General features: G+C 56.6%; 20 protein-coding genes. 6 read left to right on the plus strand and 14 right to left on the minus strand.

The genetic code is table 11. From position 1 onward, the window contains the following. Positions 1-71 precede the first annotated feature (71 nt). On the minus strand, positions 72-704 hold the full coding sequence (locus tag CDO73_RS16510) for a hypothetical protein (protein WP_088489633.1): 633 nt from the start codon (positions 702-704) through the stop codon (positions 72-74). Between the two features lie 139 nt (positions 705-843). Here CDO73_RS16510 and CDO73_RS16515 point away from each other — a divergent pair, with 139 nt between their 5' ends. After that, positions 844-1,851 carry a Gfo/Idh/MocA family protein gene (locus CDO73_RS16515; protein WP_179218726.1) on the plus strand — a complete coding sequence of 336 codons (1,008 nt, stop codon included), beginning with the start codon at positions 844-846 and terminating at the stop codon, positions 1,849-1,851. Positions 1,852-2,068: 217 nt separating this feature from the next. On the opposite strand, the gene CDO73_RS16520 is transcribed toward CDO73_RS16515, so the two are convergent. Continuing rightward, complete coding sequence (locus tag CDO73_RS16520; RefSeq protein WP_088489635.1) at positions 2,069-2,431, minus strand: winged helix-turn-helix transcriptional regulator; 363 nt, start codon at positions 2,429-2,431, stop codon at positions 2,069-2,071. A gap of 197 nt (positions 2,432-2,628) precedes the next feature. Here CDO73_RS16520 and CDO73_RS16525 point away from each other — a divergent pair, with 197 nt between their 5' ends. The 3 genes from CDO73_RS16525 (at position 2,629) to CDO73_RS16535 (ending at position 6,741) form a co-directional block, all read left to right on the plus strand. Next, entirely contained in the window at positions 2,629-3,840 is a 1,212-nt protein-coding gene (locus tag CDO73_RS16525; RefSeq protein WP_088489636.1) for an MFS transporter, read from the plus strand. Between the two features lie 48 nt (positions 3,841-3,888). Continuing rightward, positions 3,889-4,755, plus strand: coding sequence for an aldo/keto reductase (locus CDO73_RS16530; protein ID WP_088489637.1), 867 nt, complete (start codon positions 3,889-3,891; stop codon positions 4,753-4,755). A gap of 273 nt (positions 4,756-5,028) precedes the next feature. Then, positions 5,029-6,741, plus strand: a complete 1,713-nt coding sequence (locus tag CDO73_RS16535; protein ID WP_088489638.1) for a methyl-accepting chemotaxis protein — start codon at positions 5,029-5,031, stop codon at positions 6,739-6,741. 37 nt (positions 6,742-6,778) lie between these two features. Here the strand turns inward: CDO73_RS16535 and CDO73_RS16540 are convergent, their stop codons facing one another. The 3 genes from CDO73_RS16540 to htpG all read right to left on the minus strand — a co-directional run bounded on the left by CDO73_RS16540 (position 6,779) and on the right by htpG (position 13,338). Continuing rightward, positions 6,779-10,243: a DEAD/DEAH box helicase gene (locus tag CDO73_RS16540; RefSeq protein WP_256972726.1), complete on the minus strand. Its 3,465-nt coding sequence runs from the start codon at positions 10,241-10,243 to the stop codon at positions 6,779-6,781. Between the two features lie 136 nt (positions 10,244-10,379). After that, positions 10,380-10,955, minus strand: coding sequence for a DUF6097 family protein (locus CDO73_RS16545; protein WP_088489639.1), 576 nt, complete (start codon positions 10,953-10,955; stop codon positions 10,380-10,382). 502 nt (positions 10,956-11,457) lie between these two features. Next, positions 11,458-13,338 carry a molecular chaperone HtpG gene (htpG, locus tag CDO73_RS16550; RefSeq protein ID WP_088489640.1) on the minus strand — a complete coding sequence of 627 codons (1,881 nt, stop codon included), beginning with the start codon at positions 13,336-13,338 and terminating at the stop codon, positions 11,458-11,460. 225 nt (positions 13,339-13,563) lie between these two features. Between htpG and CDO73_RS16555 the strand changes: the two genes are divergently transcribed. Both CDO73_RS16555 and ybaK read left to right on the plus strand, forming a co-directional pair. Then, entirely contained in the window at positions 13,564-13,884 is a 321-nt protein-coding gene (locus tag CDO73_RS16555) for a hypothetical protein (RefSeq protein WP_088489641.1), read from the plus strand. A 23-nt stretch (positions 13,885-13,907) separates the two neighbouring features. Further along, positions 13,908-14,390 carry a Cys-tRNA(Pro) deacylase gene (ybaK, locus tag CDO73_RS16560; RefSeq protein ID WP_088489642.1) on the plus strand — a complete coding sequence of 161 codons (483 nt, stop codon included), beginning with the start codon at positions 13,908-13,910 and terminating at the stop codon, positions 14,388-14,390. A gap of 210 nt (positions 14,391-14,600) precedes the next feature. Here the strand turns inward: ybaK and CDO73_RS16565 are convergent, their stop codons facing one another. The 9 genes from CDO73_RS16565 to CDO73_RS16605 all read right to left on the minus strand — a co-directional run bounded on the left by CDO73_RS16565 (position 14,601) and on the right by CDO73_RS16605 (position 23,525). After that, on the minus strand, positions 14,601-15,662 hold the full coding sequence (locus CDO73_RS16565; RefSeq protein WP_256972727.1) for a glycoside hydrolase family 53 protein: 1,062 nt from the start codon (positions 15,660-15,662) through the stop codon (positions 14,601-14,603). A gap of 83 nt (positions 15,663-15,745) precedes the next feature. Further along, complete coding sequence (locus CDO73_RS16570) at positions 15,746-16,816, minus strand: glycoside hydrolase family 53 protein (protein WP_306437531.1); 1,071 nt, start codon at positions 16,814-16,816, stop codon at positions 15,746-15,748. 24 nt (positions 16,817-16,840) lie between these two features. Then, positions 16,841-18,460, minus strand: a complete 1,620-nt coding sequence (locus CDO73_RS16575; RefSeq protein WP_088489680.1) for a type 2 periplasmic-binding domain-containing protein — start codon at positions 18,458-18,460, stop codon at positions 16,841-16,843. Between the two features lie 275 nt (positions 18,461-18,735). After that, positions 18,736-19,626 (minus strand): RNA polymerase sigma factor RpoD, encoded by an 891-nt coding sequence (gene rpoD, locus CDO73_RS16580; protein WP_088489643.1) that lies wholly within the window; start codon positions 19,624-19,626, stop codon positions 18,736-18,738. A gap of 284 nt (positions 19,627-19,910) precedes the next feature. Then, positions 19,911-20,669, minus strand: coding sequence for a hypothetical protein (locus CDO73_RS16585; protein WP_088489644.1), 759 nt, complete (start codon positions 20,667-20,669; stop codon positions 19,911-19,913). Then, positions 20,663-21,364 carry an ABC transporter ATP-binding protein gene (locus CDO73_RS16590; RefSeq protein ID WP_088489645.1) on the minus strand — a complete coding sequence of 234 codons (702 nt, stop codon included), beginning with the start codon at positions 21,362-21,364 and terminating at the stop codon, positions 20,663-20,665. The genes CDO73_RS16585 and CDO73_RS16590 overlap by 7 nt, the downstream gene beginning before the upstream one ends. Then, positions 21,348-21,752 (minus strand): GntR family transcriptional regulator, encoded by a 405-nt coding sequence (locus tag CDO73_RS16595; RefSeq protein ID WP_088489646.1) that lies wholly within the window; start codon positions 21,750-21,752, stop codon positions 21,348-21,350. The genes CDO73_RS16590 and CDO73_RS16595 overlap by 17 nt, the downstream gene beginning before the upstream one ends. A 59-nt stretch (positions 21,753-21,811) precedes the next feature. Next, positions 21,812-22,564, minus strand: a complete 753-nt coding sequence (locus CDO73_RS16600; RefSeq protein WP_179218727.1) for an ABC transporter permease — start codon at positions 22,562-22,564, stop codon at positions 21,812-21,814. Beyond that, on the minus strand, positions 22,557-23,525 hold the full coding sequence (locus CDO73_RS16605; protein ID WP_256972728.1) for an ABC transporter ATP-binding protein: 969 nt from the start codon (positions 23,523-23,525) through the stop codon (positions 22,557-22,559). Before CDO73_RS16605 ends, CDO73_RS16600 begins: the two co-directional genes overlap by 8 nt. Positions 23,526-23,635: the final 110 nt, after the last annotated feature.

Raw genomic sequence — 23,635 nt, forward strand, 5'->3', positions numbered from 1 at the left:
TAATGTGCGGCGCTTGCGCCTACAATCGGCAGCGACCGTCTATAATGGCTTTACTGCCGGATCGCGAACGCTCAGTTCGCCAGAACCGAAGCCAGCGAAGTTTCGATGATCTCATTGAACGTGCCCGCGAATTCGCTTTCCGGGATCGTCACGCGGAACACGTAAGCGTCTCCTTTCGGCGAAGCCCAAACGATGTAGTTATGCGTCGTGTTGTTCTTGTCGCTGACTTGCAGGAAGAGCTTAGCCTTATACATCGGGCTTTCGAACAACTGGTCGCCGATGTAACTGTTGGCTTTGCCGTACTTTTTCAATTCGGATTTGCCCTGCTTGCGCAGCTTCTCCAGATTGTATCCGGCAGGCAGCTTCTCGATCGTCGTATTGTAAGACGGGTACTTCGTCAAATACAGCTTGTTCTTGGCGGCGCTGAACGTATATCCGTCCGCCACGTACAGCGAGTAACCTTTGCCCTGCTTCAAAGTCGCTTTGCGCATCGTCTCTTTGCCTTTGACCATGACGGAAAATTTCTGCGTCGCCGGACGCGAAGCGCTTGCGCTCGATGCGGCGATCGCTTTCGCGGAAACCGGGGCGGATACTTCGGCAGCCTGCGCGTTCGAGGCGAACGATCCGGTTCCGGCAGCGCCGAGCGGCAGCGCGAGCGAAGCGGCGACGGTCCAGACAGCTATACGTTTAATCGATTTTTTCATGATAGAAGATTCCTCCTTGGATGTGGGGTTCAGGAAAGAAAAACTCGGGGCTTTTCTGTTCCTTGTACGACATTAGACGGAGGCATCGGCGAAAGTATGACAGTTTGAACGAAATTTTTAACGAAAAGAGGAATTCATGATGAAAATCGGAGTAGCGGGCAGCGGAATGATCGTACGGATCGCGCTGGAGGCGATGGCGGAAATCGAAGAAATCGCCGTTGCGGCGATCTGCGTGCGCGAGCAAAGTCTCGAAATCGGACAACGCCTGGCGGAGCGGCACGGCATCCCTCAAGTCTATACGGATTACGAAACGATGCTGCGAGACCCCGAAGTCGAATTCGTGTATATCGGTATCGTGAACAGCCTGCACTATGATTATGCCAAACGGGCGCTGCAAGCGGGCAAACACGCGATCGTCGAAAAACCGTTCACCTCGACGTTCGAAGAAGCGCAAGAGCTGCTGATATCGGCGGAAGCGTCGCGATCGTATTTGTTCGAAGCGATCGTCACGCCGTATTCGCCGCACTACAAGCAGGTCCGCGAACTGCTGCCGGAAATCGGACCGATTCGTCTCATGCAGAGCAACTTCTCCAAGCGCTCCAGCCGGTACGGCGATTATTTGAACGGCCGCATCCTTCCGGCTTTCGATCCGGCGCTGGCTGGCGGAGCCTTATACGACCTGAACGTCTATCATCTGCATATGGCGCTCGGTTTGTTCGGCCGTCCGAACGAAGCCCGTTATATCGGCAATATCGGCCCGAACGGCATCGATACTTCCGGCGTGCTGACGCTCTCTTACGACGGCTTCGCGGCCTGCTGCTGCGCGGCCAAAGACTCCGACGGCGAGTGTTTCACGTTGATTCAAGGCGAAGCCGGCAGTATCCGCATCGACGGCCCGCCCAATCTGTGCAGCCCCGTTACGCTGAAGACGCGCGAACGCGAAGAGACGTTTACGTTCGAAGCGCCGGACAACCATATGACGGAAGAATTCCGCTCGTTCGCCCGAATGTACCGGAACGGCGACCGGACGCGCAGTCTGGAAGCGCTCCGACATTCGGTCTCGGTGATGGAGATCGCGACGAACGTTCGGCGCGCGGCCGGCATCGAATTCCCGGCGGATCGCCGCCAAGCCGAGTCTACGGAATAACCCGTACGCTTCGAAAAACCGCTCCCCGCTGAGCTGCGCTCGAGCCGGATACGCGGTCGTTTAACGCTCTGCCGGGCGCCAAGCAGCGGAATTTCGTCCGAAAACGAAACGACAAGAAGCCGACACCGTGTCTAGCGGTGTCGGCTTTTCTCTTAGGCCGTCATGAAGCTTCGCGGCTCCGATCTGCCGGTTCGAGGACGGTCGGGCAGCGGCCGGATCAGCGGTTCAAGATGCTGTCTTCCAACATCGATTCTTTGTCTCCGTATTTGCGTTCGATATGCACCATCCCCCAATTGCACAGCGCATCCAAAATGCTTTGCAGGCTCCAACCGTATTCGGACAGCTCGTATTCGACTTTGGGCGGAACTTGATTATAGGTGATCCGATTGATGATGCCGTCTTCTTCCAGTTCCCGAAGCTGTTGGGTCAACATTTTCTGCGTGATGCTCGGCATCAAGCGCTTCAGTTCGCTGGTTCTTTTTTTGCCGTGGGTCAAGTGGCATAAAATTACGCACTTCCATTTGCCGCCGATGACTTCAAGCGTCGCTTCCACGGAAATATTGTATTTTTTCTCGGCCATGATTGCTCGCTCCTTGCCGCCGCCGCGCATGATTAGGATATATAGGCACTAAAAAGTACCTACAGCACTAAAAAGTACGTACTGTTCATTTGAATCCTTCTCCTCCATACTAACATCACCGGCCGGAACTTACCACCGCTCGACCCGATCTAATCGAAGGCTCCCGACAGCGGGAGCGAACAGGAGTGATTCACGTTATGGCTTTATCCGCAAAAAGAAGCATGTTCGCGCTGCTGGCGCTCGCCGTCAGCGCGTTCGCGATCGGCACCACGGAATTTATCAGCGTCGGTCTGCTGCCGTTGATCGCCGCCGATCTGGACATTCCGGTCTCCCTCGCCGGGTTGACCGTTACCGTATACGCGCTCGGCGTCGCCGTAGGCGCTCCGGTGCTGACTTCGCTGTTTTCCGGCGTCGCGCGCAAAAAGCTGCTGCTCGGCATCATGGTCGCTTTCGTGATCGGCAACGCGCTTGCGGCGGTCTCGAACGGACTGACCTTGCTGCTGATCGCCCGGGTGCTGTCCGCCTTCGCGCACGGCGTCTTCATGTCGATCGGTTCGACGATCGCCGCGGACCTCGTACCGGAGAACCGACGGGCCGGCGCGGTATCGATCATGTTCTCGGGCCTTACGGTCGCGACCGTGACCGGCGTACCGCTCGGCACGTTCATCGGTCAGCAGTTCGGCTGGCGCGCCGCGTTCGCCGCGATCGTGATCGTCGGGATCGTCGCGTTGATCGCCAATCTGATTCTGGTCCCGTCTTCGGGACTTCGCGGCGGCACCCGCACGCCGGTACGCGAACAGCTTAAGCTGGCACGAAACGGGCGGCTGCTGCTGGCGCTGCTGATCACCGCGCTCGGATACGGCGGAACGTTCGCCGTGTTCACTTATCTCTCGCCGCTGCTTACCGGCATAACCGGATTCGATGAATCCGTCACCGCGCTTCTGCTGCTGCTCTACGGCGTGTTTATCGCCGTCGGCAACTTGATCGGAGGCCGCGCCGCCAACCGCGATCCGCTTCGGGCGCTGCGCATCATGTTCGCCGTGCAGGCCGCGATCCTGATCGCCTTGTACTTCGCCGCTCCGTTCAAGGCCGCCGGCTTGATCGCCGTTCTGGCTATGGGATTATTCGCGTTCATGAACGTGCCGGGACTTCAAGTTCATGCCGTGAATCTGGCCGAACGGTTGGCGCCGCGCGCCGTGGATGTCGCTTCGGCGCTGAACATCGCCGCGTTCAACGCCGGCATCGCGCTCGGCGCTTATATCGGCGGAATCGCCGCCGCGCGCGGCGCTCTGCTGCACACCGCTTGGATCGGCGGCGGCATGGTGGCGCTGGCCGCGTTATTGACGGGTCTGGCGATCCGTTTGGAACGCCGGGCGAATGTCGGTCATGACCGCAAACATGCCGCTTGACGGCTTGGACTCAACTTCAGCTTTTATTATTATTCAGGAGGTCTTTTCATGAACACATTCTCTTCCCCTCGCGTCCCTCTTCACCTCGACGACCGTATTTCGCTGGCTTCGGGCATCGGCATGCCGCCGCTCGGACTCGGCGTATTCAAAGTCGAAGACGGCCAAGAATTGGTCGATGCCGTCAAAAGCGCGATCCGGCTCGGCTACCGCAGCATCGATACGGCATCCGTTTACGGCAACGAAGCCGGAGTCGGACGCGGCATCCGCGAAGCGCTGGCCGAGAACGGACTGCGCCGCGAATATCTTTTCGTAACCTCGAAAGTCTGGAACTCCGATCTCGGCTACGAAGAGACGCTGGCCGCTTACGAGAAAAGTCTGGAACTGCTGGGTCTCGACTATCTCGATCTCTACCTGATCCACTGGCCGGTCGACGGCAAATATGCCGAAGCTTGGCGAGCGCTGGAAGAGCTGTACCGCGCCGGCCGCGTCAAAGCGATCGGCGTCAGCAACTTCCACGTGCATCATCTGGAGACTCTGATGAACCGGGCGGAAATCGTGCCGATGGTGAATCAAATCGAATTCCATCCGATGTTGAGTCAACCGGAACTGCGGGACTTCGCGCGCAAACACGGCATCGTGTTGGAAGCTTGGTCGCCGCTGATGCAAGGCGGCCTGTTCGAAGAACCGCTGCTGCTGGAGCTTGCGGCTTCTTACCGGCGGACGGTTGCTCAGATCGTACTGCGCTGGGATCTTCAGCACCGCGTGATCACGATTCCCAAATCGATCCGCGAGGCGCGGATCGCCGAGAACGCCAACGTATTCGATTTCGAACTGACGGAAGAAGACATGCGGCGGATCGATGCGCTGAACGTCAACCGCCGCGTCGGTCCGGACCCGGACTCTTTCGATTTCTGAATCTCGCTTTCGCGCCGCCGGCATCAGCCGGCGGCTTTTCGAGTTGTTCCGACGGCTTTGCGAAAGATTCGGGCATTCTCCGTCCTTTCTTCTTCTCCGTACCGTCCTAGAAAATTGGTCGCTTCCTTGCAGCCAACAATAGGAGCTCCTTCCTATCCGTTCTTCTCTTTTTTTGTCGAAAAACGCCGATATTTTAGATAACAAACAGCGAGCCGGCTGGAAAACACCCTAACTTAGAGGCCGCTTACCTTATAAAGATGGAGAGTGAATGGGATGAGCCTGTTCCGCAATTTTAAACTTCGTTCCAAATTGTTGATTTTGAACACGACGGCAGTCGTCTTTCTTCTGCTGATCGGAACGGTAAGCTATGTTTACGTGAACGACATGGCGGCCAATTCCAAAACGATGTACGAAGAAAGCTTGATCAAAGTCAAATCGATCAATCAGGTAATGACCAATTTCAACAGCATTATGAACGATATGCTGCAGCTTATGCTTAATACGGACGCCAACACGAACGCCGAGCTCAAACAGCATTTCGAAGACACTTTCGCCGCAAACTCCAAGATTATTAAGGGCTACGGCGAATTCCATTTAAGTACGGAAGAGCAAGCCGTTTACGACAACATTACCGCCGGAAGAAAAGATCTCCGCGCTCTGGAAGACAAGGTAGCCACGCTCGCGATGCAAAACAAAAACGAAGAAGCGTATCGAGTCTATCTGAGCGAACTCGAACCGACCAAGATCAAAATCGAAGGCTTCTATATGCAGCTCAGCCAACTGGCCGAGGATGCGGCGAAACAAAGCAATATCGAAAACAACCAAGCCAGCCAAGTATCCAAAATCGTCAGTATCGTCAGCGTCGCGGCGGCGATTCTGCTGCTGGCCCTGCTCTCGGCGCTTATCACCCGTTCGATTACCCGTCCGACCCGCGAGCTTCAAGAACTGATGAAATTGGCCGCGGAAGGCGATTTCAGCTCCAAAGGCACCAATGTATCCAAAGACGAAACGGGAATGCTGACCGCTTCTTATAACGCCATGGTCGGTTCGCTCAGTACCTTGGTCAAACAAATCTCCGAGAATGCCGTCACGCTCGCCGCAAGTTCCGAGGAGCTTCAGGCCAGTTCCGAACAAAGCGCTCAGGCGACCGAACACATCTCCACGCAGATTCAGGAGATCAGCGAAGGTTCCGAGTCGCAAGCGCGCGGTTCGGTAGAAATGAACCGCACGATGCAAGAAATGAACGTCGGCATCCAACGCATCGCCGAGTCCGCGACCGAACTGGCCGTTGAGTCCCAACAATCGGAAGCCAGCGTCAAAAAAGGCCATGCCAAACTCGAAGAAGCGATTCGGGAAATGGAACAAATCCACTTCTCGATCGGCGCCTTGTCCGAAGTCGTGACTTCGCTGAACGAAAAATCGGCCAGCATCGGCCAAATTACGGATACGATCAAAGCGATCGCCGATCAGACCAGCCTGCTGTCGCTGAACGCCGCGATCGAAGCCGCTCGCGCCGGAGAAGAAGGGCGCGGATTCGCGGTCGTCGCCGCCGAAGTCAAAAAGTTGGCGGAACAAACGCAAGAATCGTCTTCGAACGTATCGAGCCTGATCGGCCAGATTCAGAGCGAAACGCAGGTGGCTTTCCGCAGCATGGAAGTCAGCCGCAGCCAAGCGGAGAACGGCCGGACCGTCATGAGCGACGTCTCCCGCGTCTTCGACGGCATTATGGAGAGCGCGCGCAATTTGTCGGTGCAGCTGCACGAAGTCTCGGCCGTTACCGAAGAAATGTCCGCGAGTTCCGAACAAGTACTGGCGACGGTCGAATCGTCGGCCGCGATCGCCAGCAGTTCCAAAGACATGACGCAGAGCGTGGCCGCCGCGACGGAAGAACAATTGGCTTCCGTGCAGGAAGTCACCGGCTCCGCTTCCTACCTGAGCAAACTGGCTCAAGACCTGCAAACGTCGATCGAACGCTTCAAGATCTGAGCATCGAGCATGGCGCAAAAGAAAAAGGACGACGCGATTACGCGTCGTCCTTTTTGCTGTCCAACGGACCCAGCAGCTCCAGCAAATCCGTATCGCTCAGCTGCGCGAGTTCTTCTTCGCCCGGACGGATGACCGCGTCGATCAGTTCCGTCTTTTTGCGCTGCAGCTCATGCATCTTCTCATCCACGGTTCCTTTGGCTACCAATCGAATGACTTGAACGACGCGCGTCTGCCCCATGCGATGCGCGCGGTCTTCGGCCTGCCGTTCGACGGCGGGATTCCACCAGAGATCGTACAGAATCACGGTATCCGCGCCGGTCAAGTTCAAGCCTGTCCCGCCCGCTTTGAGCGAGATCAGGAAAATCTCTTTCTCGCCTTCGTTGAACCGCTCGCACAATTCGACCCGCTCCCGAACCGGCGTCGCGCCGTCCAGATAGAAGAACGACATCTCCCGGTATCCCAACTCGCGGCCGATCAAGCCCAGCATCTCCGTAAATTGGGAGAAGACCAGCACCCGGCGTCCGGCGCGGCGGCATTCTTCCAGCGTCTCGAGCAGCTGCTCGAACTTCGCCGAACGTCCGGCATACCCTTCCGCGAACAGCGCGGGATGGCAGCAGATCTGGCGCAGCCGGGTGAGACCGGCCAGAAATTGCAGGCGGCTGCGGCCCAACTCTTCGCTGTTGTCGAGATGTTTGAGCGTCTCGTAGCGCAGCTTCGCCAGATGGGCGGCATACAGCCGCTTCTGTTCGGGCAGCAGCTCCGAGACGCGAATCGTCTCGATCTTCTCCGGCAGCTCGCCGAGCACGTCGGATTTGAGCCGGCGCAGCAGGAACGGGCGGGCGCGCTTCGCCACCGTCTCGCGCGACAATTCCGCGAATTCGCGCCGGTTCGGATACAGCCCCGGCAGCACGGCTTCGAACACGGAACGCAGCTCTTCGAGCGAATTCTCGATCGGCGTGCCGGTCAGCGCGAAGCGGAATCCCGCGCGCAATTGCTTGACCGCCCGCGCGGTCTGCGTGTCGGGATTCTTGATCGCCTGCGCTTCGTCGAGGATCAGCGTATGCAGATCCAGCTTCTCGTAATGCGCCAGATCGCGGCGCAGCAGCGGATACGAAACGATCAGGATATCGGTCTGCGCGGCGCCGGCCAATGCGGCCTCCCGATCGGCTTTCGTGCCGTCGGCCACGGCGGCGCGAATCTCCGGCGCGAAACGCTTCAATTCGCCGAGCCAATTATAGAGCAGCGAAGCCGGAGCGACCACGAGCGCCGGACGGCCGCTCTCCCGAATCTCCGGCAGCACCGACAGCAGGTAAGCGATGCTCTGAATCGTCTTGCCCAATCCCATATCGTCGGCGAGCACCCCGCCGAGCCGGTAATGCGCCAGCGTCTTGAGCCAACGGTAACCGGTCTGCTGGTAATCGCGCAGAACCCCGGACATCGAGTCCGGAAGCGGAAAATCGAGCAGGTCGGGACTTCGCAGGCTGTCGATCAGACGGCGCAGTCCGCGATCAAGGCGCACCGGTCCGCCGGCTTCTTCCGCGTATTCGCTGAGCAGATGCAGCCCTTCCGCCGTCGGCAAAGCGAATTCCGCCGCTTCCGCTCCCGACAGGAACGGTCGACTGCCGTTCAGAAAGTCGACCAGCGTACGGAACGCCTGCGTCTCCAGCGGCAGCAGCGCGCCGCTGCGCAGCCGATAATACTTGCGTTTATCTTGAAGCGCGGCCAGCGCGTCCCGAATCTCGGCTTCGGGGATTCCGTCGATCGCGAAGCGGAATTCCAGCCAATTCGAGCGTTCGTCGAATCGCGCCAGAATCTTCGGCGGCGGATTGACCCGCAGGACCCGCTCTTTGACGGAAGTCGTCGCGTAAACTTTCGCCAGCCGCTCCAGATGAGGCACGGCTTCATGCAGGAAAGCAAACTCTCTCGACTCGTCCTGCATATAATAGCCGCTGTCCGTTCGAGTAAATCCGGCTTCTTCCATCAGTTCGAGGATCCGCAGTTCTTTGCCGCCTTCCCGGACAAGGATTCGGCTCTCTCCGCGCCGCTCCCCGCTTCGCTCCAGCGGATTGATTACGATATCGCCGTATTGGAACTCCAACCCGGCGAGCAGCCGATCGTGTACCCGATCCAGATAGACGCGCGCTTCGAGCGGAATCCGTACGACTTCGTCCGACAGATTGTCCGCGAAAAACACGTCTCCGAGCTTCATCAAGCCGGGAACGACACGCTCCGTGAACGGACGGATCTGCTTCGCGGGAATCCGGATCGTCTCCTCCCCGGCTTCATTCTCTTCCGCGTCCGCCGACAAAATCCGTTTCAAGTCCGCAAGCCGGCGCGCCTCGGCCTCGCCCAAGCGGTAAAATCGGCCGGCATGCAGCGTCAGGCCGTAAGCTTCGAGCACAATCGTCTCGCCCATGCCGCGCGCCCGCATGAACAGCGCCCCGTCTTCCGAACGTTCGAATTCGAAACGCAGCGGTATCGGATCTCGCGATACGGCAACCCCGGAATGACTTCGGCCTCCGCTGCGGATGACCGCTTCCGGCGCGGCTTCCAGCAGCGGCGCCAGATTCTCCCAAGCGTGCGGCGGCAGCGGCAGCGAAGGCGGATCGCCGATCTCGCCCGTATAGAGCGCGCCCGCCGAAGCGCGCTGCATCTTCTCGCTGCGCCGAATCTCGGACAAACGCAGCAGTACGGCATCGTCGCGCAGGCCGAAACAATCGACGTCCGGATCGTAACGGAAATGGCGGGAAAGCGAATACGCTTCTCCCCGTTCGAATCGTGCCAGAAATTCGCGGATATCCGGCACGGCATACGTCCGATCCGGTCCGATCCGCAGTTCGATGCCCAATAATCCTCGCCGCGCCCCTTGCAGGTACGGCGCGATTCGAAACTCCGCCTTCAATTCGCGCCGCGATTCGAAGATCGATCGCGAACCTCCTAACGCCCTCGGCTGCTGCCGGAACAAATCCATGACCCGCCCGACCAAGCGGTCTTCGGGCCGATCGGATTCCTCCTCCCGACGGACGCCGCGGGCAGCACGGTTCGATCTCGCCGGCTTTGCCCGGTCCGCTTCCCGTTCTTCGCCGTCGATCTCGGGCTGGTATTCGCCGACGAGATCCTCCTTGACCTCGGACCGGGATGCGCGCTCTTCGTCTTCTTCTTGTTCCGCGCCGACTTCCGCGGAACCGTTCCCGTTCCTGCGCTGCCGCAGCAGTTCGAGCAGCGCGGCGGCCGTATGTTTGCAGCAGCGCTCGAACGCAAAGTCCGACGAACATTCGCATTCCGCCGTCACCGCGTCGCCGCTGCCGAAACGAATCGTCAGATACCAAGTCTGCCCGTCGCGGACGAACGCTTCGTAAGCCTGCTCGCCTTCTTCCGGAAGCGCCCGGACATCCGCCCGGCCCGCGCGAAATAGCGCTTCGCCTTTGCGGTAAGCGCCGTCGCCGCAAAGCGACTTGATCATCCGTTCGTTCCATCCGATTCCATCCGAATATGCTTTCACTCTGCGACCTCCCGCACTTGTCGTATGAATCTCAGTGTACCAGAAGCGCCGTCTGTTTGCATCGTGTTCGCATCGCGCGAAAAAGCGGACCGTGCCGGGTTCCCCCGAGCACAGTCCGCTTTCGATATGTATCGCTTCACCACCGGATATCCGGACTGGCTTCTTCGTCGCGCGTCTCCTGCCGCCGCATCCATTCGTTGAGCGCTTCGGCCATCGCGTACGGCGAATCCGACGGCATGTCCAGCGCCGGATTCACGACTTCCAATACCCGCTGCCACAGCAGAATCAACCGTTCTTCGACGTCTTGGTTGAAAGAGCGTTGAATGCCCATCAGGCCGATAAACAGCAAGAGCAGCGCCGCGACCGCCAACATGACCGCTTCGAGATTCGCCGCGACGCCGCTCAATACGGATTCCCGGATGCCGAGCGCAGGCCAGACGAGATCCAGTCCCGCCGTCCCGAGCAGTCCGAGCAGAACGAACAACGACAACCCGCTCAACGCGTAATCCGCTTTACGCAGTTTCGCTTCCGCCCGTTCGAAGCCCACGTCGCCCGCGTAACGTTCCAGATGCACCATCTGCCGTCTGAAGCAGCTCGGTTCTTTCTCCACGGGCAGCAGATAATAATCGATCAACCTCTGCGCCGCCGACAGATGCGAAACCACGCGTCTCGACTCGCCCGGTCCCAATATCGCTTGCTTCATCAGACTCATGCGTCTCTCCTCCTGTCGATCGTCGTCCGTTTTCGATAGCTTTCTCAGTTGTTTCCAGTATAGGAGATCCGTCGTCAATGAAAAAGCCCCTATCGTCCGAAAGCCTCTGGTCCCAAGTTAGCCGCCTTCTTTTTTGCCTAAAGGCCTTATGCCCGGGTTTTTTATCCTTTTTCCTTCGAAAATCCCGGTTAGCCAGCCAGATCGACCCGAGATCCATTCCAATCTAAGTTCGAACCCTTCTAATCGGCCTTTCCGGTCCTATGAAAACTTTAAATTCGCATAAAAAAGAAGCAGACCTTAGGCCTGCTTCTTGCTTTTGATCTTTTATCTTTTATCTTCCCAAAACCTAGAAAAAGGCTATGGGCGAAGGGGATGTGCGTGGAGGAACGAAGTGTTCGCCTTTGAGATCGGGAAGCCGCCTACCTACAGTTCAATCCAGCTTCCCGATCGAAACAGCGACCGAAACGCACATCCCCGCAGCCTTCCCGCCTTTTTCCTCCCCTTACACCATCACCTTACACATCATATTCGTAAACTCTACCGGATCTTCGATCGGCAGCCCTTCGATCAGCAGCGCTTGATTATAGAGCAGATCCGTATACAGATCCAGCTTCTCTTTGTCGCCTTCGAACGAAGATTTCAGCGAAGCGAACACGTCGTGATGCACGTTCACTTCCAGCACTTTCTGCGCTTTGACGTTCGGGTTGTCCGGCATCATGCTGAGGATTTTCTCCATCTCGATCGACACTTCGCCTTCGCTGCTCAAGCAGACCGGGTGCGAACGCAGACGTTTCGAAGCGCGCACGCTTGCGACTTTGCCGGCCAGACGTTCTTTCATGTAATCGAACAATTCCTGATCGCCGGCCGCTTCCGCTTCGTCCTGCTTCTCCTGCTCGTCCGGTTCGATGCCCAGATCGCCCGAAGAAACGGAGCGGAATTCTTTTTCTTTATAGCTCAGCAGCATCTTCACGGCGAATTCGTCGATATCGTCGATGAAGTACAGAATTTCGTAGCCTTTGTCCGCGACCATTTCCGTCTGCGGCAGCTTCTCGATCCGGGCGTACGTCGCGCCGGTCGCGTAGTAGATATATTTCTGATCTTCCGGCATGCGCGATACGTATTCGTCGAGCGTGACCAGTTTCTTCTCCGTCGAAGAGTAGAACATGAGCAGATCTTGCAGCGCGTCTTTGTGCATGCCGTAGTCGCTGTAGACCCCGTATTTGAGCTGACGGCCGAACGCTTCGAAGAACTTCTCGTATTTCTCGCGGTCGTCTTTTTGCAGCGACTTGAGTTGGCTTTTGATTTTGTTTTCGATATTTTTCGCGATCAGTTTGAGCTGGCGGTCATGCTGCAGCATCTCGCGGGAGATGTTGAGCGACAGGCTCTCGGAATCGACCATCCCTTTGACGAAGCTGAAGTAGTCCGGCAGCAGATCCGCGCATTTGTTCATGATCAGCACGCCGTTGGCATACAGCTCCAGCCCTTTTTCGTACTCGCGGGAGTAGAAATCGTACGGCGGCGTTTCCGGGATAAACAGGATCGAGCGGTACACGACCGCGCCGTCGGCGTTGATATGCACATGCGCGAGCGGTTTATCGAAGCCGTAGTGTTTTTCCGCGTAGAAGTTTTCGTAGTCCGCGTCCGTCAATTCGCTTTTGTTTTTGCGCCAGATCGGCACCATGCTGTTGACTTGTTCTTCTTCGATTTTCTCGTCGAACTCGCCTTCCGCGCCTTCTTTGGGCACGCGCACGACGGCATCCATCTTGATCGGGTAGCGGATAAAGTCGGAATATTTCTTGACGATCGAGCGCAGACGGTATTCTTCGAGGAATTCGTCATAGCTGTCGTCTTCGGTGTTGTTCTTGATATGCAGCACGATCTCCGTGCCGACTTCGGCTTTCTCCGCCGGCTCGATAATGTAGCCTTCCGCGCCTTCGGATTCCCAGCGGTATGCCAGCTCTTCGCCGAGCGCGCGACTGGTCACCGTTACGCGATCCGCGACCATGAACGCCGAATAGAACCCGACGCCGAACTGTCCGATGATATCGTGACCGTCTTTGGCTTCGTTTTCTTTCTTAAAAGCCAGCGAGCCGCTTTTGGCGATGACGCCGAGATTGTTCTCCAACTCTTCGCGGGTCATGCCGATGCCGGTATCGGTCAGCGTCAGCTTGCGGCCTTCTTTGTCGATCGAAAGTTTGATGTAATAGTCGGCCGGATCGAACGACAATTGATCGTCCGTCAGCGCCCGGTAATAGATTTTGTCGATGGCGTCGCTCGAGTTCGAGATCAATTCGCGCAGAAAGATTTCTTTTTGCGTGTAAATCGAGTTGATCATCATTTCGAGCAGGCGTTTGGATTCGGCCTGGAACTGCTTCTTCTCCATGCGTGATTCTCCCTCCGATTGGTCAAGACTGATTGGTTGAAACATGAATCGAGTGTGCGCATCTCTCATTGTTAGCACTCTATATCGCGGAGTGCTAATCCAATTTCTTTTATAGCATCGTTCCATTTTCATGTCAAGAAACGGCTTTCTTCAAGCAAGCGGCTCTCGGCGGAATCCCGGCAGTTATGATAAAATATGATTAGAGGAAAAAGGAGGGAACGCCTTATGCCGGTCGCTTCGACGCTCATCTTCATGCTTGCCATCATATTCGCCGTTCATCTGGCCTTGTTCGTATCAAGTAAAAACAAAAGCAAGACCGATAAAGGCTTTCAGTTCGTTTATTACAAATTGAGTTACCGAAGAAGAATGCTGCGAGACCTTATTCTGGCTCCTTTCGCTCTGCTGATCGCATTCTGGAGTCTCTATCAATCCTATCCCGAGCAGCCGGGGACACTGATCGCTTTTGCCGTCTTTTTCGTCGCGCTGTACGGCATTTTCTTCGCTTATAACTGGACCATGTGGAAAAAGCACGAAAAGAACGAATAATCTTTGACTCGGAGGTTAAGATCATGGCAGCACCGAAAATCCATAAAACGAACGCGATGCGCAAACTCGAAGAGCTGAGCATCCCTTACGAAACGCTGAGTTACGATAACGAAGACGGTCTGATTCACGGCACGGCCGTCGCGGAGAAAGTCGGATTGGCCCCGGAAACGGTGTTCAAAACGCTCGTCGCCCACTCGGGTCCGAACGGATTCGTGTTCGCGATTCCGGTGGGAGACGAACTGGATCTCAAAAAAGCCGCCCGAGCGGCCGGGGAAAAGAAAATCGAAATGCTTCCGCTCAAAGAATTGCAAAAATGGACCGGATACGTCCGGGGCGGATGCTCGCCGATCGGCATGAAAAAACATTTCCCGACCTTCATCGACGCAAGCGGCGAGACGCTCGAACATATCGCCGTCAGCGCGGGCAAGATCGGCCTGCAAATGAAGCTGTCTCCCGAAGGACTGGCCCGCGCCGCGCAGGCTTCGTTCGCCGATCTCACGAAATAAAGTCCGAATGAAGTGCGGCTTCTGCTCGTGGGCTCTGCTTACACCTGCTTCCGCAGCAGCCTTGGCCTACCGTCAGCATTCCCTGCGAACCGGTGCAAATTTTGCGGGATCTGAGGCTAAGTTTGCAGACGCGCTCTAATCAAAAAGGACTTCCGCTCATGCGGAAGTCCTTTTGCTTCATCCGTTCAAGAACCTTTAGTTCATAAAACCTTAATTCAAGAAACCTTCCAACGCCTGCGTCGGTTTGCCGTCCGTGCCCCATGCGCCTTTGTTGTAGCCGCCGTTGTAGCCCGGAGGCGCTTCCGGTTCCCAGTAGAACACGCCTTTGCCCCGGCCGTTCGAGATGTTGCGAATTTTCTGCTTAATATCGGAGATAAAGCTTTTGGTCGTCGCGGCTTGGTTATACTCCAAACCGATCTCCGACACGATGACGTCTTTGTTGTATTTCGCGATGACGTTATTGGCGTTCGCGACCGCTTGGGTGACCTTCGTCTGCCAATCGCTCGTGCTCGGATACAGCGACATCGCCACCATATCGAACGTCGCGCCGTTGGCGATCAGGCCGCCGATATTCCATTCGAACAGCGCCGAATCGTGGCCGCTGGCCAGATGCACGATCGTCTTGGTACTGCTGCTGACCGACTTCACGGCGTTGTTGCCCGTGTTCACCAGCCATGCGTAATTCTTCATCCCGCCCTGCGAAGCGCGGCCGTCCGGCCACAGCATGCCGTCGCTCGTTTCGTTGCCGATCTGCACCCAATCCGGCGTCACGCCTTTGTTTTTCATCGTGTTCATGACGTAGACCGTATGGCTCCATACCGCGTCCATCAATTGGGTGAAGTTGAAGTTCTGCCAAGCGTAAGGTTTGGTCTGTTGGCCCGGATCGGCCCAAGAGTCGCTGTAATGCAGCGTGAGCATGACGCTCATGCCCAGATTTTTGGCACGCGCCGCGAGATCGGCCGCTTTTTCCGCGTTCAGGTAGCCGTTTTTGTAATCGCTCATGTTCGGATTGACCCAGACGCGAATGCGCACGGAATTGATCTGATAATCGTCTCGAAGAATTTGCAGAACGTCTTTTTGTTTGCCGTTCTTGTCTTTCCACGTCTGACCTTGCGCTTCCAGACCGGCGACCCAACTGATGTCCGCGCCTTTGGCAAACGCGGGCGCGGCGGCCGAAGCGGTGTTCGGCGCGGCCGCGCCCCACGTGCAGAGCAGCAAAGCGGCGCAGAGCAGTATCAGCATCGCGCGTTTCGTCGATTTTCTTTTTTCCATCGTCATCCTCCCGATTTCCGCAAGCTCGTCCGGCAGCGTTGTTCGCGCGATCCCGCGATACGTTTCCGGACGGCGATTCGCTCTTATTTGGCCGGCTGCCCGGACAGAGCCGCGAACGAAGACAGCACTTTTCCTTCGAAGTCGAACATCGTCAGATTCGCCCAATTGTTCGGATGCCCGACCGACCAGGTCGGCTGCGAAGGAATCCAAGCCGGTTCCCAATAATAGAAACCTTCGCCGAGTCCGTTCGGCACTTCGCGCACGATCGCGATCAGATCTTCCAGATATCGCTGCTGGCCTTGCGGAGAAGGCGGATATTCCGGCAGCGGCAGCAGTTCTTCCTTGCCGTTCATCACCCAGCGATAACCTTCCGGCTCTTCCAGCGTCCACGGATAAGCCGTTTCGACCACGTTGATCGGTTTGCCGTAACGCACGGCCAAATCGTTCAGGTTATCGCGCAGATCTCCCAACGTGCCGTGCCACCACGGATAGAACGATTGCCCGATCACGTCGAATTCGACGCCGAGCTGCTCGAAACGATCGAAAAATTTGCGGCTGGACGCGTTGTCGCCGCCCCGGTCGATATGGATCATGATCCGAATATCCGGGCTCGCCGCGCGAACGGCTTCGATGCCCCGTTTGACCAGATTCGCGAACGTCGCCCAATTCTCGTCGGTATCGAATTCGTCGACGCCGACTCTGGCGTTATCCCACAGCATGCCGGGCGTGACCTCGTTGCCGACCTGTACCATGTCCGGCAGAGCGCCGGCTTCGGCAAGCGCCGCCAAGACTTCGGCCGTATAATCGTAGACCGCCTGCTCCAACTCAGCGCCGGACAGAGCTTCCCATGCCGCCGGTTTCCATTGGTTCGCCGGGTCGGCCCATTTGTCGGAATAATGGAAATCGAGCAGAAAAGCCATACCCAGCGCTTTGATGCGCTTGGCGATCGGAACGGTCCGTTCCAAGTTGCAGAATCCGCCGGCCGGATCGTTCCAAATGCGCAGCCGGACGGCATTCCCGCCTTTTTCCTTCAATAATTCCAGCAGATCGCGCTCGCGTCCGGCTTCGTCGTAATAGCGGCCGCCGCCGTGCTCGATCTCGTCCAGAAAAGAAACATCCATCCCGTAAATCATCGGTTGATCGGCTTTATGCAAAACAAGATTCCTCCGCTCCCGTTGTTATTTGACCGTGTCGTACCAAGCGTTCACTTCCTGCGTGATCTTCTCTCCGCCGCCCGAATTCCACGACTTCACGAACGCGTCGAACGCGTCCATGGAACTTTTGCCGTAGATGATCTCGTTAAACACTTGATTTTCCATCTTGTTCAAGTAATCGAGCCTAGACTTCATGGTTGCGGTCGTCGGTCCCGTGAACAGATTTTTCTTCGAAATCTCTTCTTGAGCGAGCAGGATTTTGGCGGCTGCCGGCGTTTCTTTGCCGTAGTTGAGCGCGACGTCTTTCTCCAGCTTCGTGACCGGTTCTTTGCCGTCGGCCAGATTCATCAACGCTTTCATCTGGGCATCCGGAATACGCGCCCCGTCGTGCACCAGCAGATACAAGGTCACGTTCACGTAACCGCCGTCGATCTGCTCGCCCGGAATCGGCCGGCCTTTGTCGTCGAGCTTGTAATCGTAACCTTCGAACAGACCGTAATCGTAAGGGCTGCCCGGCTTCGGATCGGCATAATTGTCGAACAAATAATTCTGGTACGTGAAAAAGGCTTCGGGATGCTTCATGTCTTTTTTGATCAAAATGACGCCGTTGGAGAACTTGGTGCCGTGGCGCATGGCGGTGCCGTCCGGTCCTGTCGGAATCATGATCGGTTTCCACACGGCGGTCGGCACGTTCTTGGCGGTGTCCTGCAGCGGCCAGCCGCTCATCCAATACGGACCGGGTATGATGCCCGCCGTGCCCGCGACCGCCGGTTCCGACGTCTTGTTCTCGTCCCACAGCGCCGCTTCCGCCGGAATATACCCTTTGGCATGCCATTCGTTCAGTTTCGCCAAGCCCTGCTTCATCGCCGGATTGACCGAACCGTATTCCAGCTTGCCGTCCGCGGTCAGGTTCCACTGCTGCGGCAGCGTGCCGTAAGCCCCGAAGATCCAAGACGGATCGCCCATCCACGTGTTCATCGACGTCTTGAACCCGAGGCTGAGCGGGATGACTTGATCCGGCTTCAGTCCGTCGGGATTCTGATTTTTGAACGCGTCCATGACTTTCTCCAGCTCGTCGATCGTTTTCGGAGCTTGAAGATTCAGCTTATCGAGCCAATCTTGACGAATCCAGAGCAGATAATCGTTGTTATAAGCGTAGTCCAGAATCGGAATGCCCATGCGCTTCCCGTCGCGGGTATACGGATTCCAGATATTCGGGTCCAGCTCCATCGCTTTTTTCCACGTATCCGAAGCGTATTTGTCGAACAAAGGTCCCGCTTCCTGATACATGCCGGAATCGATCAGATCCTGCGCGAGCAGATCGTCGCCGACCGTTACGATCTCCGGCATCTCCTGACCGGACGACATGGCGAGCCTCATCTTGGTGACGAACGCGCCGTTGGTATCGGTCACCGACCAGAGCGACTTGATCTCGATGCCGAACTTCTCTTTCGCCCATTTGGTCGCCACGCTGTTTTCGATGCTTTCGCCGTTCTTGAATTTGGCGATCGGATTGATGCCCCATGCGGTGGTGAGCGTTACCGGCGGATCGTATTTTTCTTTGTATGCGTTTTCAACAGTCGGCGTATCGGAACTCTCCGCCGTTTTTTCGCCGCTTGCTCCGCCGCCGCACCCGCTTAACATCAGACCCGCGCATAACGCGAGCAGGCCCCCTTTGATTCCCCATGCTTTTTTGTTCAAATCTTCCCCTCCCCGAGAATGAAGTGCCTTCCCTATTATTGTAAATGCCTCTGTCTCGCCGAGCCTATGTTACATCTCCAACATTTCTGCACCTTTCGCAACCTTCTTGCGGCCGCCGCCTCCGTTTTTCGACTCGCACGCAAAAAAAGACCGAAAAAGAAAGCCTCTTCGGGCTTTCGATTTCGGTCTTGAACGCTCTGCGAAAGCAGCGCGATTTCCTATTCCAAGTAACCTTTGAGAATCTTGCTGCGGCTCGGGTGTCTCAGCTTGCGGAGCGCTTTCGCTTCGATCTGACGAATCCGTTCGCGGGTGACGCCAAACTCTTTGCCCACTTCTTCGAGCGTGCGGGCGCGTCCGTCTTCAAGGCCGAAACGCAAACGCAGCACGTTCTCTTCGCGTTCCGTCAGCGTATCGAGAACTTCTTCCAACTGCTCGCGCAGCAGGCCCGCTTCCGCGAACTTCGAAGGCGCGATCGCTTCTTTGTCTTCGATGAAGTCGCCGAGCTTGGAATCCTGTTCGTCGCCGATCGGCGTCTCGATCGAGACCGGATCTTGAGCGATCTTCATGATGTCGCGGATTTTCTCTTCCGTCATCTCCATCGCTTTGGCGAGTTCTTCGACGGACGGTTCGCGGCCCAGTTCTTGCAGCATCTGACGCGAGACTCTCATGAACTTGTTCATCGTCTCGACCATGTGCACGGGAATGCGGATCGTTCTGGCTTGGTCGGCCAGCGCGCGCGTAATGGCTTGGCGAATCCACCAAGTCGCGTAAGTACTGAATTTGAAGCCTTTGGTGTGGTCGAATTTCTCTACGGCTTTGATCAAGCCCATATTGCCTTCTTGAATCAGGTCAAGCAGCATCATGCCGCGGCCGACATAACGTCTGGCGATACTGACCACGAGACGCAGGTTCGCTTCGGCCAAGCGGCGTTTCGCTTCTTCGTCTCCTTGCACGATACGCTCCGCAAGAGAAATCTCTTCGTTCGCGGACAGAAGGGGCGTGCGCCCGATCTCCTTCAGGTACATCCGTACGGAGTCGTCGCTTCCCGCGCCGGTTAGAACGGCCTCTTCCGGAATCTGAGCGGATTCGGTTTCCAGGTTTCGATCCATATATAGTTTCCCCTTCCCAACAGAAATTGAGGTCTGACTCCCTAAATATCATCATTTTATTCGTCGTAAAAAGGATTTGACAATAAAATCAATCCGTGCTATGATTTTAATATATTTGTTTATAATAACTAAATTACGGACAGCTATTAGTATAACATCTTTTCCGATGGAAATCAACCGGGAAAGATGTTTTTTATTGCTCTTATTTGCACTCTTTACGATTAACGCAAAAAACGCTTTTCGAATCCCTCAGGAGACGAAAAGCGTTTTTTATTTGGAAAAATTTATTCGATTCGCACTTTGCGGTCGATCATTCGGGCGGTCGCCCATACGAACAATACGATGACGACGAGTTCGAACAAATAAACGGACACGCCTGCCGCCGATTCGCTGCCCGGCATCGTGATGCTCGATTGATTGTCCGCGCGAAAGCCGGTTAACGGACTGCTGCCCAGACCGCCGAAAAAGCTGTTCTCCGCCGCGGAAATCAAACTGCTGAGCACGAGAACCATGCCGAGCGCGATAAGAGCGCGTCCTTTGACATTGAGGCTTTCCATCACCGACATGACCAGCAGCAGCATCGTCTGCAGGAATAGGCTTCCCCAGAGCAGGATGAACGCGATGCCGATCGGCAGCGGAAGCGGCGAGTACCACTCGATCTTGACGATCCCTGTCTGAATCAGCTTTTCCAACGTGCCGTTCGCGTCGTAATACAGAATTTGCAGCCCGCCGATCACCAGCATTACGGCATTGAGCAGCAGGGCATACAACAAGGACGCGCCGACGTACTGCAGGCTGCCGAGCGGAATCAGCCTGCGGCCGATAGAGCGGATATTGAGACGGAAAGCGTTGCAGGCCCCCATCAGAATAAGCAATGCGAAGATCGTATACGTAACGAGACTTAATACGGCCGCGCCGTCGAGGCCCAGACCGATCTGCCTGCCGCCGATTTCGATCACCAGCAGCGCGACGATCAGAACAATCGCTCCTCCGATCAGCATGAACATATCCCGCTTCACATCGTATTTCAATAGTTTCAACATTCGGCATACACCTCTTTGAACAACTGGTCGACGCTTTTGCCGGACTCCATGCGAAGCTGCTCGACTTCGCGCTGAAGCAGCAGGCTTCCGTCGCGAATCATCAGCACTTCGTCGAAGATCCGCTCGATATCCGCGATCAGATGGGTCGAGACGATCACGCTGCTGTCTTCTTCGTAAAATTCCACCAGCGCGTCGAGAATATGGTCCCGCGCCACGGGATCGACGCCGCCGATCGGCTCGTCGAGCAAGTAGAGCGAAGAGCGGCGCGACAAGGCGAGCGTCAACTGCAAACGTTCCTGCATGCCTTTGGAAAGAGTCGAAGCTTTATCCCGTCGGGACAGCTTCATGAATTCCAACATCCGTTTCGATTTGTCCGGATCGTAGTCGGCGAAGAAATCGCGTTGAAAATCGAGGGCTTCGCCTACGGTCATCCATTTCTCGAACTGCGGCCGGTCCGGCATGAACGAGACGAGCGCTTTCGACGCTTTGCCCGGCTCATGGCCAAGAACGCGGATCTTTCCGGAATCGGGCCGGTTCAAGCCTGCCGCGAGGCGCAAGAGCGTCGACTTGCCGCTGCCGTTGCTGCCGAGCAGGCCGACGATGCGTCCCGGTTCGATCGTCAGCGCAATATCGCGAAGCGCCGCTTTTTTGCCGTACGTTTTGTTCACCGATTCGAATTCAAGCAGTGGTGCCACGCGAACTTCCCCCTTCTTCGGACCGGACCTCTTCTACCGACTCCGCCACGATCTTCACGATATTGTCGTTGTCGAATCCCAGCTCCCTCATTCCGCCGATAAAACGTTCCAGCAGTTCGGCAGCCATCTCTTTTTTGATCGCCATAATCTTCTCATCCTCGCTTGTCACGAACCGGCCCAGGCCGCGTCGGCTCTCCGCCACGCCTTCCCGTTCGAGTTCCTGAAACGTACGCTGAATCGTATTCGGATTGATCTTCAGTTCGGCGGCCAGATCGCGCACCGAAGGAATCTTCTCTCCGGGACCCAGCTTGCCCGTCACGATCTGCAGCTTGATGTAATTCATGATCTGCAGATAAATCGGCAGATTGTTGTCGAATTCGATAGTCACGTCTGACGTTCACACCTTTCCCCGTGCCGGAACGCTGAAACGCTCCTCATTCGGCTCGATCAGGCCATGTCCCGGCGTCTGAACACAGTATACCCCGCGGCCAAGAACAGCGCCATGTATACGGCCAGCACGATCAAGGAAAATCCGACCGACATGCCCGGAAGCGGCGGGCCCATCGTCGAATACACGGACAGATTCGCGTTCGGGAACAGCACGTATTTGTAGAAATCTTTGAAGACCATCAGACCGCCGAACATCGTTCCCGCCAGCCCTACGCCGATCGCCACGCCCGTCGAACGGGTCAGCGCGCCGATCATGAACGCCATCGTCGCGTATACGGTCGAATAGACGAATCCGTACGCGCCTTCTCTCAGCGCGTTCAACCATTGTTCGCCCGTGCTGCCGAAGCCGAACGCCAGACCGCCCGATACGTACAGCGCCGCTCCGGCGACCAACATCATCATCAGCGTGTAGAGAAGCACGGCCGCGTATTTCGCGGCGAAGATCTCGCCTCGGCTTCGCGAGCGGATCAGCAGAAACTTGATCGTGCCCTGCGCGTGTTCCTGCGCGATGATCCCCGCCGTGCCGACGATCGACAGAATCGCGATAAATTGCCCCATTCCCGAAGCGCCCCACATTCCGGCCAGATAAGAAGCGCCGGAGCCGAGCTCGGAGACGGTCGACGAGAACTTGTACAGCATGAACGTGATCAGGGCGGCGATCGCGGCCATCATGGCGACGGGTACCCAGAAGCTTCTTTTTTTCGTCAGTTTCAGCCATTCGTTCTGCACCAATCTTGTCCAATTACGCAATTTGATTGCCTCCCGTCCATTGCAAGAATTCGTCTTCCAGCGATTTTTTCGTTTCCGAAATCCGGTAGATCGCGATATCCGCGCCGCGGAGCGCGTCGATCAACGTCGTCATCTCTCCGTCCGCCGCCAAGACGATCACTTCGCGTTCCGCTTCGCGCGTCTCTTTTACTTCCACGCCGTCCAACTGTTCCAACACCTGCTTCGCTTCGCCGAGCCGATCGACCCGAACGCGCAGTTCCGGCCGTTCCTGCCCGATTCCCGAGGCGCCGATCGCGCGTTCGGTTACTAAGCGGCCGCTTTGGATCACGACGACCCGCGTGCACATCTGCTCGATCTCCGACAGCAGATGACTGGACACGAGGACGGCGATCCCTTCGGAGAACGCGATTTTCTTCAGATAATCCCGCATTTCCCGAATGCCTGCCGGATCGAGGCCGTTCGTCGGTTCGTCCAGAATCAGCAGCTTAGGCCGATCCAGCAGCGCCTGCGCGATTCCGAGCCGCTGACGCATGCCGAGCGAATAGGCTTTGACTTTTTTGTGCAGCGCTTCTTGAAGGCCCAGCAGCGCGATCACTTCGGCAATCCGTTCTTCGGTCACCGAATCCGTCATTCTTGCGGCCTGCTTCAGATTGTCGTACCCGCTCATGTACGGATAGAATTCCGGGTTTTCGATAATGGCTCCCACTTGCACGATCGCGTCCTTGAAGTCGCTCCGGATGCTGCGTCCGGCGATACGAACATCGCCTTCGCTGATCTTGATCAGACCGGTCATCATGCGGATCGCCGTCGTCTTGCCGGCTCCGTTCGGTCCCAGCAGTCCTACGATCTCGCCGCGTCTGACGTCGAAAGAAAGCTTGTCCACGATCGTCTTCCTGCCTATGGTCTTGCTGACATCCCGAAGCCGAAGTACCGGTTCTTCACCTCCGGCTTGCGCGGGCTTGCCCGATTGCGTCGTCGTCATGCGTGATCCCTCCATGTACTAGTGTTATATTTGTATAGTACACCGATACACTAGTACTGTAAACCCTTTTTTCGAAATCTGTTCGAAAATCGATAGCACGGTCGGCCTTT

This window comes from Saccharibacillus sp. O23 (assembly GCF_002205895.1).
Classification (GTDB): Bacteria; Bacillota; Bacilli; order Paenibacillales; family Paenibacillaceae; genus Saccharibacillus.

What these genes read in the sequence shown, in the direction of transcription:
- CDO73_RS16510 (WP_088489633.1), bottom strand. Translation starts at nt 704, where the DNA reads ATGAAAAAATCGATTAAACGTATAGCTGTCTGGACCGTCGCCGCTTCG.
- CDO73_RS16515 (WP_179218726.1), top strand. Translation starts at nt 844, where the DNA reads ATGAAAATCGGAGTAGCGGGCAGCGGAATGATCGTACGGATCGCGCTG.
- ybaK (WP_088489642.1), top strand. Translation starts at nt 13,908, where the DNA reads ATGGCAGCACCGAAAATCCATAAAACGAACGCGATGCGCAAACTCGAA.
- rpoD (WP_088489643.1), bottom strand. Translation starts at nt 19,626, where the DNA reads ATGGATCGAAACCTGGAAACCGAATCCGCTCAGATTCCGGAAGAGGCC.
- CDO73_RS16555 (WP_088489641.1), top strand. Translation starts at nt 13,564, where the DNA reads ATGCCGGTCGCTTCGACGCTCATCTTCATGCTTGCCATCATATTCGCC.
- CDO73_RS16605 (WP_256972728.1), bottom strand. Translation starts at nt 23,525, where the DNA reads ATGACGACGACGCAATCGGGCAAGCCCGCGCAAGCCGGAGGTGAAGAA.
- CDO73_RS16575 (WP_088489680.1), bottom strand. Translation starts at nt 18,460, where the DNA reads ATGTTAAGCGGGTGCGGCGGCGGAGCAAGCGGCGAAAAAACGGCGGAG.
- CDO73_RS16530 (WP_088489637.1), top strand. Translation starts at nt 3,889, where the DNA reads ATGAACACATTCTCTTCCCCTCGCGTCCCTCTTCACCTCGACGACCGT.
- CDO73_RS16525 (WP_088489636.1), top strand. Translation starts at nt 2,629, where the DNA reads ATGGCTTTATCCGCAAAAAGAAGCATGTTCGCGCTGCTGGCGCTCGCC.
- CDO73_RS16545 (WP_088489639.1), bottom strand. Translation starts at nt 10,955, where the DNA reads ATGAGTCTGATGAAGCAAGCGATATTGGGACCGGGCGAGTCGAGACGC.
- CDO73_RS16585 (WP_088489644.1), bottom strand. Translation starts at nt 20,669, where the DNA reads ATGTTGAAACTATTGAAATACGATGTGAAGCGGGATATGTTCATGCTG.
- CDO73_RS16535 (WP_088489638.1), top strand. Translation starts at nt 5,029, where the DNA reads ATGAGCCTGTTCCGCAATTTTAAACTTCGTTCCAAATTGTTGATTTTG.
- htpG (WP_088489640.1), bottom strand. Translation starts at nt 13,338, where the DNA reads ATGGAGAAGAAGCAGTTCCAGGCCGAATCCAAACGCCTGCTCGAAATG.
- CDO73_RS16565 (WP_256972727.1), bottom strand. Translation starts at nt 15,662, where the DNA reads ATGGAAAAAAGAAAATCGACGAAACGCGCGATGCTGATACTGCTCTGC.
- CDO73_RS16520 (WP_088489635.1), bottom strand. Translation starts at nt 2,431, where the DNA reads ATGGCCGAGAAAAAATACAATATTTCCGTGGAAGCGACGCTTGAAGTC.